Origin of the sequence: Corynebacterium nasorum, assembly GCF_022345765.1 — a bacterium.
Lineage (GTDB): Bacteria > Actinomycetota > Actinomycetes > Mycobacteriales > Mycobacteriaceae > Corynebacterium > Corynebacterium kefirresidentii.
Map to the genome: position 1 here is coordinate 103,965 of NZ_JAKRDR010000005.1, position 14,197 is coordinate 118,161.

Annotated in this window: 11 protein-coding genes; 3 read left to right on the forward strand and 8 right to left on the reverse strand. The window is 57.8% G+C overall.

The annotated features are described in order from the left end of the window. Positions 1-15 precede the first annotated feature (15 nt). From MHK04_RS05635 to MHK04_RS05655, 5 genes are all read right to left on the reverse strand, one after another. Positions 16-2,799 (reverse strand): (Fe-S)-binding protein, encoded by a 2,784-nt coding sequence (locus MHK04_RS05635; protein WP_239227008.1) that lies wholly within the window; start codon positions 2,797-2,799, stop codon positions 16-18. Between the two features lie 106 nt (positions 2,800-2,905). After that, positions 2,906-3,805, reverse strand: a complete 900-nt coding sequence (locus MHK04_RS05640; RefSeq protein ID WP_200288563.1) for an oxygenase MpaB family protein — start codon at positions 3,803-3,805, stop codon at positions 2,906-2,908. Next, a complete protein-coding gene (locus tag MHK04_RS05645) occupies positions 3,805-4,611 on the reverse strand; it encodes an NAD(P)-binding protein (RefSeq protein WP_200288564.1) in 807 nt (268 codons plus the stop codon). Before MHK04_RS05645 ends, MHK04_RS05640 begins: the two co-directional genes overlap by 1 nt. Positions 4,612-4,777: 166 nt before the next feature. Further along, a complete protein-coding gene (locus MHK04_RS05650) occupies positions 4,778-6,364 on the reverse strand; it encodes a succinic semialdehyde dehydrogenase (RefSeq protein WP_200288565.1) in 1,587 nt (528 codons plus the stop codon). A gap of 78 nt (positions 6,365-6,442) precedes the next feature. Beyond that, positions 6,443-7,519 carry an oxygenase MpaB family protein gene (locus MHK04_RS05655; protein WP_200288566.1) on the reverse strand — a complete coding sequence of 359 codons (1,077 nt, stop codon included), beginning with the start codon at positions 7,517-7,519 and terminating at the stop codon, positions 6,443-6,445. Between the two features lie 409 nt (positions 7,520-7,928). Here MHK04_RS05655 and MHK04_RS05660 point away from each other — a divergent pair, with 409 nt between their 5' ends. Genes MHK04_RS05660 through MHK04_RS05670 form a run of 3 tightly spaced genes read left to right on the forward strand, consistent with a single transcriptional unit; the run spans position 7,929 to position 9,890 of the window. Further along, entirely contained in the window at positions 7,929-8,507 is a 579-nt protein-coding gene (locus MHK04_RS05660) for a DUF6230 family protein (RefSeq protein WP_200288567.1), read from the forward strand. Then, the gene (locus MHK04_RS05665; protein WP_200288568.1) at positions 8,497-9,264 is read left to right on the forward strand and encodes a DUF6114 domain-containing protein; all 768 of its coding nucleotides are present in this window, start codon (positions 8,497-8,499) and stop codon (positions 9,262-9,264) included. The genes MHK04_RS05660 and MHK04_RS05665 overlap by 11 nt, the downstream gene beginning before the upstream one ends. Before the next feature lie 59 nt (positions 9,265-9,323). After that, positions 9,324-9,890, forward strand: a complete 567-nt coding sequence (locus tag MHK04_RS05670) for a hypothetical protein (RefSeq protein ID WP_238801341.1) — start codon at positions 9,324-9,326, stop codon at positions 9,888-9,890. An 18-nt stretch (positions 9,891-9,908) separates the two neighbouring features. Here the strand turns inward: MHK04_RS05670 and MHK04_RS05675 are convergent, their stop codons facing one another. The 3 genes from MHK04_RS05675 to MHK04_RS05685 form a co-directional block, all read right to left on the reverse strand. Next, positions 9,909-11,846, reverse strand: coding sequence for an ABC transporter ATP-binding protein (locus tag MHK04_RS05675; protein WP_275434444.1), 1,938 nt, complete (start codon positions 11,844-11,846; stop codon positions 9,909-9,911). Continuing rightward, entirely contained in the window at positions 11,846-13,588 is a 1,743-nt protein-coding gene (locus MHK04_RS05680; protein WP_239208688.1) for an ABC transporter ATP-binding protein, read from the reverse strand. Before MHK04_RS05680 ends, MHK04_RS05675 begins: the two co-directional genes overlap by 1 nt. Before the next feature lie 85 nt (positions 13,589-13,673). Beyond that, entirely contained in the window at positions 13,674-14,093 is a 420-nt protein-coding gene (locus tag MHK04_RS05685; RefSeq protein ID WP_239208686.1) for a methylenetetrahydrofolate--tRNA-(uracil-5-)-methyltransferase, read from the reverse strand. Positions 14,094-14,197: the final 104 nt, after the last annotated feature.

Here is a 14,197-nt window from a genome sequence, read left to right on the forward strand (position 1 = left end):
CATGCCCCTGCGCGCCTACTCAGATTCAGGCGGCTGTGGCGCGCTTTCCGACGCCGGCGGTGCCGGAGCTGCAGGCGGAGCCGGCGGCGCAGCTTGTGTGGGCTTCGGGGCTGCAGGTGGCGTCGGTGCCGACGGAGCAGAAGGTGCACTTGGTGCAGGCGCAGCCGGTGCGCTTGGAGCTGCCGGTGCCGCGGGTGCGTTCGGCGGTGTTGGAGCGGCTGGTGCTTTCGGTGCAGGTGCTGCTGGGGCACTCGGTGGGGTAGGCGCGGTCGGTGCTGCGGGAGTTGCCGGTGCTTGGGGAGCTTGCGGTGCAGCTGGCGTTGTCGGTGCTGATGGAGCAGAAGGTGCACTTGGTGCAGGCGCAGCAGGTGCCGCGGGCGCTGCGGGTGCGTTCGGCGGCGTTGGAGCGCTTGGTGGTGTTGGAGCGGCTGGTGCTTGTGGTGCAGGTGCTGCCGGGACACTCGGTGGGGTAGGCGCGGTCGGTGCTGCGGGAGCTGCCGGTGCTTGGGGAGTTTGCGGTGCAGCTGGAGGCGTTGGCGCTGATGGAGTAGAAGGTGCACTTGGCGCAGGCGCAGCCGGTGCCGCAGGGGCGGCGGGCGCGCTTGGTGCCGCGGGTGCGCTGGGAGCTGCCGGGGCCGAGGCGGAGGGGGCGGGAGCGTTAGGAGCGTCGGAAGTGGGGGCGTCGGCAAGCGGGGCATCATTGGTGCCGGTGGACTTCTGGTGGCGCACCGGAGTGGCAAGGAAGGCCTTGGGGTGGGGCTCAGGCAGGGTGCCGGTCTTGTCGAGGGAAATGGAATTGCGCAGCATAACTGCCACGTCATTGACCTTGGTGGTGGGGGCAGAATCCTGCGCCAAGGACTTCACGCCGCCGGTCATCATGACATTACAGAAGGGGCAGCCGGTGGCAATTTCTTCCGCGCCGGTTTCCAAAGCCTGTTCGGTGCGGAAGTCATTGATGCGGGTGCCAAGCTTTTCTTCCATGAACATGCGGGCACCGCCGGCGCCACAGCAGAAGGCCTCGTCGCGGTTCTTGTCCATCTCGCGCAGTTCCACGCCGGTGGCCTCGAGCAGCTCGCGTGGGGGATCGAAGACCTTGTTGTGGCGGCCGAGGAAGCAAGGGTCGTGGTAGGTAATCGGCTTGCGGTTTTCCGGCGTACGCGGCACCGGCTTGAGCAGGCTTTCGCGTACCAGGCGGTTGAGCAGCTGGGTGTGGTGGAAGACGTCGAAATGCCCGTCAAAGTCTGGGTACTCGTTGCGGATGGTGTTAAAGCAGTGCGGGCAAGTGGTGATGATCTTGCGCTGGCCCTCCGGTACGCCGTCGAAGGCGTTGTTGAGGGTCTCCACGTTTTGCTGCGCCATCATCTGGAAAAGGAACTCGTTGCCAGCGCGGCGGGCAGGATCGCCCGTACAGGTCTCGCCGGTGGAGAGGACACCAAACTTCACGCCCGCGGTATGCAGCAGGTCTACGACCGCACGGGTGGTGCGGCGGCCGTCGTCATCATAGGCGCCGGCGCAGCCCACCCAGAGCAGGTATTCCATATCGGAGAAATCGGCCTCGTCCTCACCGATGATGGGCACGTCGATGCCATCGGCGCGGGCCTCATCGATCCAGGCGCGGCGCTCAGAATTATTCCGGCCCCACGGGTTGCCCTTGTTTTCCATGTTCTTGAATAGGCCGGTGAGCTCAGATGGGAAGTCAGATTCAGCGAGCACCTTGAAGCGGCGCAGGTCTGCGATGTGGTCGATGTGCTCAATATCGGTAGGACACTGATCCACGCACGCACCACAGTTGGTACAAGACCACAGCACATCATCATCGATAACGCCGGCCATGGACAGTACATCCAAGCCCTCGTGCGGGTTGTAGTTATCCAGCGCTCCCTGGCGCAGGTCCATCATGAGCTTTTTGGGGCTCAGTGGCTTCTCGGTATTCCAGGCTGGGCATAGCTCCTGGCAGCGACCACACTCGGTACATGAAGTGGAATCCAGCAGCATCTTCCAGCTGCCTGGTGTGATGTCCTCTTCCAAATCCGGGGTGGGCAAGGACTGCAGTGCCTTTTCACCGGTGGCATTGCGTTGGAAGAAAATATTGAAAAAGCTGGTGAAGCGGTGCCACATGACGCCCCACTGGAAATTGCGGGAGATAAAGACGATAAACAGCATGCCGGACAGCAGCTTGAACAGGGCGAAGAAGCTCACCAGGGCCGGTGACTCGGGGAAGAGCTTGGCCAAGTGGATACTCAAGAAATCCGCCCAGGCGGAACCGCCGCCGTAGGTGGCGATCTTGGTGGACTTCACCAAGATCATGCCGAGGCCCTCGGAAAAGACGATGAACTCTACCCAGCGTGCGGAGGCGGTCTGGGAGTTGAAGAAGCGGCTGCCACGCTCGGTATCGCCGAGCTTGAGGCGCACACCGATGAGGAAGCCAATGCCGAGCACCGTCGCGATGCCCAAGACTTCTTCCACAAAGTGGTAGACCGGCCAGTGGCTGAGCCACGGCCAGCCCTTATTCGGTGCGAAGGTTTGGATATAGGCCTCGAACCACACCAGGATGCCGAAAAGGAAGCCCACCATCACCAGCCAGTGGGCGGCATTGACCAGAGGTTTTCCCTTGAAATGGGAGTGGCCAAAGACCTCTGCCAGCACGCGCCCGACGCGCTTTACGGGGCTGTTGGTGCGCTCTAGTTGGGTTGGTCCGCCCGAGCGGATGAACTTAATGAGCGCGCCTATGCGGGCGAAAAAGTATAGCCACACCGGAATCGATGTGGCTATAGCGATCCAACCGGACACGGTTGTCATTCGTGCTCCTTCACTACTGATGCTCCACGTTGTTATCTACCTTAAGGCCTCAAGGCGCAATCATGGGAGTCAGTATTCAGTAACTATGAGTGAAGGGATAAAGGCCTTAGTAGTGGAAGCCGCCTTCAGCTTCCGCCTTCTCAAAGGCGCGGGTAGCAATAGGAACCATGCGTGCCTTACGCGGGAGGATGGAGAAGACGCCACGGACGGCGCGGGAGAAGATCTTGAGCTTGCGCTCATCCTTCTTGGTCCACTCCCAGCCAATCTTGTTGCGCAGCTTGTCTGGAATCATGCCGATTGCAACCCACAACAGCAGGCGGGATGCGTAAGGTGCAACGGGCTTCCACAGCCAGTTGGGCACCTTGGGATCTGGGGTGTCGAGGGTAAGGCCGTTGATGATGCGGGAGCGCTCGATGGTCTCGCTGATATCGAGGTTTTCGATCATGTTGTCCACGTACTCTTCAAATTCAGCGTACGTCTTGGGCGCATCGTCGGGCTCTGCAACCCCGTAGAAGGTGTACCAGGTACGGGTCTCCTGGAAGAGCTGCTCCCGCTCCTCTGGGGTCAGAGGATCCATGAAGTTGCCGGCCAGCTGGTACGGCATAGCAGCGAAGGTGGCGTGTGCCCAGTAGTAAACATCCGGGTTCAGCGGGTGGTAGCGGCTTCCATCTGGGTGGGTGCCCTTGATGTCCTTGTGGAAGTCACGAATCATGACGCCAACTTCTGGGCCTTCGTAGATCGTGCGGATGATCGGGAAGGCGGAGCGAACCAAGCGCGCAACCTCGTTATCGAAAACGTTGGAGTGCTGCACTAGAGACCGGCTGATGTCACGCTGGGCAATCTGCAAAAGACCAGCAGACAGTGCGACGAATGCGGAGCGCCAGTCACCAAAGCGCTGCCACAGGATGGAATCCGGACCCAGCTCAGGCAGGTTATCGGTGTTGTTATCTGCAGTCTGGGTGTGCTTGTCGTTTACAGTGCTTTCAGGATTGCTCAGAGTAGTCATTACGCCTCCTTAAGGGCAGTAGCGGACTTTTGATGTTTCTGGCGTTCGGACGAGGCGGACTCAGGGGCGTAGTTGGATGCTCGCTTGAAATCATGGGCCGGTGCATCGAACCCTGCGAGCACTTCGCGGATTCCGCGTACAGTGCCGGGCTGAACCAACCATTTATCGTGCTTGACGGTTAGTTCGCCTGGTCCACGAATTTCGAGCTGGCGGACGTAGCGGCGGCAGTGATCGGCGCGGGCTTCGATGACAGCTAGTGGGCGACGCTTGAGGTAAGAGTCGCGCGGGGTGGGGCCGTCAACAAAGAGGGCATTAGGCAGCCCAAATACCTCTACACCGTGGTGGAGGTACATGTCATCGACGCTGGCCTTTGACCGTCCCGGTACGGAAATCCACGGGGATTCCTCGCCGGTGGCGCGAATCAACACATCGAAAGCTTGGGTTTCCTGACCGGAATCACCGAGGTAGGAGATTTCCCATTTGCCTTCTGCTCGGTCGAACTCGGCACCAGTAACGGCGGTGGAACCGCGGAACTCGGCGCCACTGGCAGCAACAGCCTCTTCAAGGTGGCGTATTACAGAAGCTGGCGAGCCATCAGTTTTGGTGAGACGGAGGTACGGGGTACGGAAGTGGTACTTCCGGGAAACCTCAGTGGCTTCAGCGGAATTGAAGTGACCGCCGATGTGTGGTTCTTGTTCAAAAAGAACGGTGTCGAATCCAGAGAATGCGCATTCAGAAGCTGCGGCGCATCCGGCTACTCCGGCACCAACCACTGCGACAGTCGGTCGGCGGTATGGCTTGAACATACTGTTCCTTTCGAGTTTCACAGGGCGCTTACTGGCCGCTGTGTGTTGTGCAATTTATGCATTCAGCAGAACACATTTCTGAGTATGTTGTGATCGTACACACATACCCTTTGAATGTGAAGTGAGTTACTGAATTTAAAAGGTGGCTGCTTATGCTGCGCAGTACTCAGGGGAGGAAGCGCAAGGCCTTTCCTAAGCGCAATGCGGAGCTCAGCAAAGTGCCGTAGTACTTATTGGGAAGCCAGCTTGGCCCGCGCATCGGCATGATCCTTTGCGAGGAGATATTCTTCGCTTCTGTATATTTGGTCAGACCCTCGTGGCCATGACGGCGGCCAACACCGGACTCCTTGACGCCACCCAACGGGGTGGAAATCGAGGCCCATGTGGAGGCGTAGCCGTCATTGATGGTCACGCTGCCTGCATCGATTTTCTCAGCGATGCCCTGCGCGGTCTCGGGTTGGCCGAATACAGAGGAGTTCAGGCCGTAGGGCAATTTATTTGCCTGCTCGATGGCCTCTTCGACATCGCGCACGCGTTGCACGTACACCACAGGGCCAAAGACCTCTTGCTCTGCAAGCTCGGCGCCTTCACCCAAATCAGTGAGAACCGTGGGTTCAAAGTGATAGGGGCCAATATCCGGGCGGGGCTTGCCGCCAGTAATAACGGTGGCACCCTTATCCACCGCATCGTCGACAAAGTGCTGCACCACATCTAATTGGTTTTGGCCGATGAGTGAACCCATCGTGTAGTCCCAGTTCAAACCGGAACCAAGTTTGATGGACTCGGTTGCCCGGCGGAATGCGTTAATGAATTGATCGAAGATGGCATCGGGTACGTAGATGCGTTCAATCGACACGCACAGCTGGCCCGAATTGGAAAAGCAAGCGGTAGCGATGGTGTCAATATGCTTGTCGATGTCCGCATCCGGCGCGATGATCATAGGGTTCTTGCCGCCCAGTTCTGCGGAATATCCAACGAGGCGCTCGCCTACAGTGGTACCCAAAATCTTGCCGGTCTTGGTGGAACCGGTAAACATCAGGTAATCGCAGCGTTCGGAGATAGCGGAGCCGACGACTCGACCGGAGCCGGTAACGATCTGCAGCAAATCCTTCGGCAGTCCTGCTTCCCTCAAGAGGTAGAGGGAAATCAGGTTAGAAAACGGGGTGGATCCATCGGGCTTGGCCACAACGCCATTGCCGGCAAGTAGTGCCGCAACGGCATCGGAAATGCCCAGTGCTAATGGGTAGTTCCATGGGCTGATTTGCCCCACAACACCCTTAGGAACTCGCTGCAAGTGAGTTTTGGTGATGAGCGGAAATGCGCCCGGCTGCTTCTGAGTGGCCAGTAGCTTTGGCGCATTATTTGAGTAATAACGCGCGTTATTTAGTACATCGAGTACCTCATCAAAGGCGGCCGTGCGGTCCTTGCCGGTTTCCAATTGGATGAAGTCCGCCAACAGCTCGCGGTGTTTAGCCACGAGGTGGTGGAAGCGCTTCATTACCTTTACGCGCTGCTTAACGTCGGTATCGGCCCAGGCCTTTTGGGTCTGACGCGAACGGCGGAAAGCCTCATCTACGTCTTCTTCGGAACCTACTCCAACCCAGCCTAATTCTTCTTCAAATAAGGGGGAGTGGACCGCTTTGCGTTCGCCTTTATCCAGCGAGCCGGTGGAGTAGTTAGTGGTGAGATGTTGTAGCTCAGTTAGTAATTGCTGTGGCAAGGGCCGTTCTTGTAGACGGCGTGGTAAAGACATGTAATGCACGCTCCAGAAAGATCAATGAAAAGGTTCGTGAGCTAAAAAGCTCACGAACAATTGGGAAGCCGGTGTGTTTTAGAACGGGCAGCCGGCTGCACGGCGTGCGGCTACTGCATCATCGGAATCCGGCTTGTCGGTAGATTCCGCGGTGGCAGCAGAGTCCTTAGCCTGGGCGGCGTTGTAGCCTTGGATCTTCTTCGGCTCCTTGTACTTGCCCTCGATCATGCCGTTCTTGATCATCAAGGAACGACCCGGCTCCATGTAGCGCTTGTCCTCAGGGAGGTGGTCCATGATGAAGCGAACGGACTTAGCGATGCGGTCGAAGCGCTTCTGGTCGCGCTTGGTCCACTTCAGATCCAGGATGTCGCGGTACTTCTGCGGCAGGGTAGCCACAGTCAACCAGATGGCGCTGCGCATAATGGGCTTCCAGATAACCTTCCATACTGCCTCTGGAACGCCTTCCGGAGCTTTGACCGGCTCTACGCGTGCGGTGCGCAGTGCGAAGTCAACGGTCTGGTTGCGCTCGAGCACGGTGTCTGCCATGTCATCCATGTACTTGATCAAGTCATCGTAGTTATCGATGACCGGACGCTCAGACATGCCGTACTTATCCCACCAAGTCACGCCCTCGCGAACGATTTGGTCGCGCTCTTCCTTGGTGAACGGGGTACCGAAGAGTTCCTGGGCGTAGATAACGCGGTAGACGAAGGTAGCGTGTGCCCAGTAGTAAGTCTCCGGGTTCAGGGAGTGGTAACGCTCGCCATTTTGCAGCGTGCCCTTAATGGTGACGTGGTAGTCGCGGATGCGCTCACCGATGTCCCCATCATCGTAGATGGACTCAATAATCTGCGGCGTAGAGCGCTGCAGGCGAGCGAAAGGCTCGTCGAAGAACTTCGAGTGGTCCAAAAGGGATTGACCAATCGCTGGGTGCATATTCTGCAAAATGCCGGTGTAGCCGCGCAATAGCTGCAGGCGGTTATCCGAGCCCCACTTCCACAACAGGGAATCCGGGCCCAAAGGAGCGCGGCGCAGCTCGCGCTTTTCTTCCTTCTTGTCCTGAGCGTTTACTTCTTCCGCACCGGACTGAGTGGAATCAATGTGGGTATTTTCTTCGTTTGCCTGTGCATTTTCGGGTTTCAGTGAGTTGGACAATTCGACCCTCCGTAGTCGATAAAATCTGATGGTTGTGAAGCGTAACACACACCGGTGCACACTTATTACATGGCGCACAAATTTGGGGGTACAGTGTTGTGTGCTGCAGGTTTAGTGGGGGATTGGAAGTTGACAATGGCAGGAGTGCGATAATCTTCTTTAAACACATGATCTGGGCTACACCGTTGCGGGCGTATTTAATTGCACCCCTTTTTGTGTGACGTGTCTCAGGTAGTGCTAACGTGTGTTCAAGCTCATTTTATCAGTGGATTGCGTAAGTCTATTTCTCATCGTGGGCTTGTATATCTCTTGCCGCGGTAAAGAGTGGGCTGAAAATTCACCGTAGACGGGGGACGCCGCTAAAACAGGCAGCTACCCCGCCTTTTCAATTCCACAGAAAGGTTCCTTCATGGGCAGGATTAGTATTCCAAAGTTTGCAACCGCACTGGCTGCCGGGCTTGCAGCTTTTGGTGTAACAGGTTTTGCGGTAGCCCAAGGTGGCTTGACCGCTAATATCGCACTTTCAGGAACCTTCTTTAAGGTGAACATGAGCCACCTAGAGGGCGAAGGATTGTCGATCTTCGTTGATAGGGACAAGATGGGAGAAGAAACCATCCCCGCCGCGCGCTTGAAGTTTGAGCACGCCGTGGCTTCCAATTTGTGCCTGTCCGCCAATCTTCCTGATGTCCCAGGCATTGGCGAGACCACCTTCGCCCTCCGTGCGAATGGTGATGACAGTGTGGAGGTAGAGAATCTCTTGGTTGGTGCTACCGATATTAAGGGTCAGCTGGATCTGACGAATGCCAACGTGGGTGTTGACGCCAGCCAGGTTAATGACAAGGCAGATCCAGGTTCGTGGGGATTGTACGCGCAGAAGGTGACCCTGAGCGCGGACGATATTCGTACGACCTCGGTGGGAGCAGAAAGGCTCGCTGCCTCTGGTGTGAATGTGACGGTGAAGAGGGGAAGCAACAACAATGGCTGCTAAGTCTTCTGATGATGAGACTTTGCGCATGCCTGCGGTGAACGAAACCGGTGCCGATAACGGCGAAGCTGCACGCAGCGCCCAAGATTCCACCCATGAGCCGGCCGAGAAAACCGCTGGCGAGGCCGCCACTGGCACTGATCACGCTAGTGCTGCGGAGACGAAGGCCGACGACACCGCTAAGGCTGGCGCTGAAGCCACGGCCGCGGCGGAAAGCGATGGAGACAACGCATCGCAGTCGGTAGCGGATGCGGTTAAAAGCGCTGGTGAATCGCAGGACTCCGCAGCGAATAACAAAAATGACAAAGCCGTAACCCGAGTGGCTCCTAAAGAGAGCTGGTGGAAGCGGTTTAAACACTGGCGTAAGCGTCGTCCGTTCGCGGGTGGATTGTTGCTTATCTTGTCCGGCATCGCCATCGCAGCGCCGGCCTATATTACTGTGCGCATTTCTGATCTGTTGGTCATGATTTCCACGGTGTCGGGCGTTTCGACGCTCCTTATTGGTGCGGCACTTATCATGTTCGGCCTTGGAGCTTGGTTTCGGCAGGAGACCTCGTCTTACCTGGGTGTTTTAGCCATCTTGGTGGCGATCATCGCGCTTCCCACCACGAACCTGGGCGGCTTCGTGATCGGCAGCCTTTTGGGCATTATCGGTGGTGCGCTCTCATTTGCTTGGCAGCCACAGGATCGCCAGAAGTCTCCAAAGAAGCACAAGAAGAAGAAAAAATCCCAGGCCAAAGAGCTGGCGGGTTCAGTATGAAGCTATTCAGGCTGAGCTCACTACCGCGTCGTCGCTCCGCTCGTGTGGTAAAAGGTAGTGTGCTCGCAGTGCTCTGCGCTTTTACCGCGGTGTGTGCGGTGAACCAACCTGAGGAAACCCGTGCGCAGGAAGGCTTGGCCTTAGCGCAATCTGAACTCAGCACGGTGACTGCTGATAATGTCACCCTGACTGGAAACGTAAGCGCCTCGCTTATTACTGTGCCTACCGCACAGGGTGAACAACGAGCACTGAAACTCGTAGGTGACAAGTTGGCCGCGCGAAACCTCGCGTTGACCCTGCCCGCGGCTGTGGGGCAAGGCAAGCTAACCACTGGTGACGTGGAAACCACCGTCACGGACGGGCCGGTCACCGTCCTGACCACTGGACTACAGACAACGCCCGCGGTGGTGGATCACCCCACCATTCCGGTAAACGTCGATTTATCCAACGGCGATCTCAACGCGGTGCTTGATCAATTGGGCGTTCCCGACCCGCACGTGGTGCCCGATGCTCCTATCCCCAACGTTTTGATGGAGCACATTTCGCTACAAGATGTCACCATGGAGCTGGTCAACCTGCAGGGCGCTAATTTGCACGCCCCGCAGGTCCAGCTCAACGTGCAGTAACCACGCTGCAGCTTCCCTTTAAGCCTTATTGAACTGCGATTGGTGCAGGCACCAATAGGCGCCCTGGGTTTCAAGGAGATCATCGTGCGAGCCCTGTTCGACGATGGTGCCGTTTTCCATGACGAGGATGAGATCGGCATCGCGAATAGTAGACAAGCGGTGGGCGATGACGAAGGAGGTGCGATCTGCGCGCAGTGCGTTCATCGCTTCTTGGACGAGTACCTCAGTGTGGGTATCGACCGAAGAGGTGGCTTCGTCGAGAATGAGCAGCGCGGGCTGGGCCAAAAACGCGCGGGCAATGGTGATGAGCTGGCGCTCGCCGGCCGAGATGGCGCCGCCGTCTTGATCGATAATGGTGTCGTAGCCCTCGGGCAGCGCGTGGACGAAGCGGTCCACATAAGTCGCTTTAGCTGCGGCGATGACTTCCTCATCCGTCGCGTCCAAGCGGCCGTAGCGAATGTTGTCCATGATCGACCCTTTGAAAAGCACGGCGTCCTGGAGCACCATGCCCACCTGGGAGCGCAGCGTCTGGCGGGGCATGCGGGCGATATCGTGCCCGTCAATGAGAATCTGACCGCCGTCTAATTCATAAAAGCGCATCAGCAGGTTGACCAAGGTTGTTTTGCCGGCTCCGGTGGGGCCGACAATGGCCGCGGTCTGGCCGGGCTCCACGCGCAGGTTGAGGCCGGTGATGAGTTCTTTATCCTCCGAGTAGGAGAAATCAACGTCTTGGAACTCAACGAGTCCGCGAGCGCGGCCGGGGAGGTCCTCGTCGGTGGTGTCGGGGGATTGTTCTTCGGCGTCGAGAAGCTCAAAGACGCGTTCGGCCGAGGCCACGCCGGATTGGACCTGCTGCATCATGCCACCAAGCTGGCCCAGCGGCTGGTTGAACTCGCGAGAATACTGGATGAAAGCAGTGGCTGCGCCCAAAGTCATGTGGCCATTAGCCACGCGCAGGCCACCCAAGACCGCGATGGCAACGTAGGACAGATAGGACAGGAACTGCATGATTGGCATCATGCTGCCGGAGAGGAATTGTGCTTTTGCCGCGGAGCGGTAAAGCTCTTCGTTGCGCTTATCAAATTCCTCCGTCATAGCTTCTGTGCGGCCGAAGACGATGGCAAGGTCATGGCCGGAGAAGGATTCTTCTACCTGGCCATTGAGCTGGCCGGTAGAGCGCCATTGCGTTTTGAATTGGCGCTGTGAGCGGCCGCCGATGACCCCGATGACTAGGGCGGTAAGCGGCAGAGCTAGGAGAGCAACCAGCGCGAGCTGCCAAGAAACGCTAAACATCATGATGGTGATGCCGATGACCAACAGAGCGTCATAAAACAGCTGCGAGAGTGCTTGCTGCAGTGCCTGCTGCACGTTGTCGATGTCATTGGTGGTGCGTGAGAGGATATCGCCGCGCTGCTGGGAATCAAAGTAATTCAACGGCAGCGCATTAATCTTGGCCTCTACCCGCTCACGCAGGTCAAATACGGTATCCATGCTCACCTTGTTGAGAATGGCGCCCTGCCACCATTGGAAGCCGGAAGAGACGATGTACATCGCGATTACGGTGATGATGAGCGTGCCCAAGCGGTTAAAGTTAATGCCTTCGCCAGGGATGAAATCCATGGCGGAAGCCATGTCCGCGAAGCGGTCCTGTCCTTGAGCGCGCATGCCATCGATGGCTTGTTGGGCGGTTATATCGGTGGGAAGGTTACGGGAAATAACTCCGGCGAAGATGACGTCCATGGCCTTGCCCATGATTTTTGGAGCCACAACGGCTAAGAAAATGCAGACAACATTCATAGCTGCCACGGCCCATAGGCTGCGCTTAAATGGAGCAAGCAAGGAAAAGAGGCGTTTGATGGAGGGCCAAAAATTCTTGGCTTGGCGGGGTGCAGATTCCCCCATGACGTCAGGAGCGTTATCCGTGGGCTCGGCGGTGGAGGCGGTATTTTCAGCCATTAGTTCTCGCCTCCTGCAGCAGCGGCGGTTTCTTGGGAATCAACAATTTCTTGGTACACCGCGCAGCGATCGAGAAGTTCTTCGTGCGTGCCACGGTCAACAATGCGTCCGGCATCGAGTACCAGGATTTGGTCGGCATAGCGGATAGAGGCCACGCGCTGGGCGACGATTATGCTGGTCACCGGTTGCTCACGCTGTGCGAAGGAAGCCTGCATTGCGGCGCGCACCTTGGCATCGGTAGCCACATCAAGGGCAGAGAAGGAATCGTCGAAGAGATAGACCAGCGGGCGGGCGACCAGCATGCGCGCGATGGATAGGCGTTGGCGTTGGCCGCCGGAGACATTGGTGCCACCTTGAGCGATAGGCATGTCTAGGTCCTCCACGAAATCAGCCTGGGCTACGCGCAGCGCCTCCCAGAGCTCCTCATCGGTAGCTTCTGGGCGACCAAGACGCAGGTTGGAGGCCACCGTGCCGCTAAATAGGTAGGCCTTTTGTGGAACGATGGACACGCGCTGGACGATGTCCTGGCGGGCCAGGGAGGTGGTAGGGGTGGCGTCGATAAGCACTTGGCCCTCGGTTGGGACATAAAGGCGCGGGATAAGGGAAATGAGGGTGGTCTTGCCCGCGCCGGTCGAACCGATGATGGCCGTCGTGGTGCCGGGCTGGGCGGTAAAGGAAATATCCTCTAGCACCGGTGCCTCTGCGCCGCTATAAGAAAAGCTGACATTGCGGAATTCCACTGTGCCGGCGGACGTCGCCGGTGTTGTGGTGGACTCCGGTGGGGTAATGGACGGCTCATGGTTGAGAACCTCAGTGATGCGGCGGGCGCAAATGATAGCGCGCGGAAGCATCATAGCCATGAATGTTCCCATCATTACCGCAGCGAGAATCTGCAGTAAGTACTGCAAGAATGCGGTTAGCGAGCCGACATTGACTAGGCCGTCATCCACGCGGTGACCGCCAAACCACAGCACCGCGCCCGTGGCCACGTTGAGGATCACCGTAATGAGCGGAAACATCACCACGAAAAGCCGGCCGATGTTCAAGGACAGGCGGGTAATGTTCTTATTTTCCTCGGTGAAGCGCTCGGTTTCATAAGCCTCACGCACGAAGGCGCGCACCACGCGAATGCCGGTAATTTGCTCGCGCAGCGTGCCATTGATGGCGTCCAGCTTGTCTTGCATGGAGCGAAAGAGTGGCATGAGGCGGGCAATGATGACGGAAATCGTGCCGAGCAATACCGCCACGGACACCCACACCAGCCAGGACAGCCCGGCGTCTTCGCGCACGGCCATGATGATGCCGCCGATGGACATGATGGGTGCGGTCACCATGAAGTTCAGCATCATCATGTAGACCATTTGCACCTGTTGGACGTCATTGGTGCCGCGGGTAATAAGCGTAGGTGTGCCAAAACGGCTCATGTCCTCAGTGGACAGGGAATTAACGTGGCGAAAGACTTGGCTGCGCACATCCCGGCCCACCCCCATAGCGGTGCGACTGCCGCACCAAACTGCGCCGATGGCGGTGATGACTTGGGCAAAGGCTACGGCCAGCATGATGCCGCCGGTGCGCCAGATGAAGTCCACATCGCCCTGAGACACACCTTCATCAATGATCTTGGCATTTAGCGATGGGAGGTACAGCGTGGCGGCCGTGGATAGAGCCTGAAACACTAGAACCGCTATGACATATGGTGCATACGGCGCGGACCGTGTCCAAAGGATGCGAAGCAAATCCATAAACTTGCGACTCTTTCATACTGAAGCTATCTAGCTGTGCAAGTTTATATCTGCTTTGCGCGGCGGCGCTAGGGCTGGGCGGGGCTTAAATTCCCACATGCGCCAGCTGCGCGCGGGTGATGACGCTGTGCCAATCCTCGAAGTTTTCGAGGGGAGCGCACAGCCCTTCCCAAGTGGTAACGGCGATGCCCCGGGCCTTGAGCTCTAGCAGGAGCAGTTCGCGGTCGCCAGAAGAGGCCAGGCGGTGGATCTCGTTATGGGTGATATCGCCGTCGGCGCCTACATGCACGTTTCCTATCAGGCGGAGCCGGGGAGTGGTGCCGGGGCCGCAGTGGGATCCTGAGACGGCGTCGGCAAGCACGCCTGCGAGGCCGGCAAAGCGTCGAAGTAGACCGAATGGTGCGGTACGTTGAGTAATGAGGTCCACACACATGCCAGCGCTGATAAGCTTTTCGGCGGTGGATAGGGCGGCCGGTCCTTCCCCGATGATGGCTATACGCTGCATGGAAGTGCCTCCTTGTGTGGGGCGTGGACACCCCGCAATAGACTGTCTTGTCTGTAAATCTAGTCCGCTTGGTACGGATTGGAAACTTTTTATTCGCAGCTCCC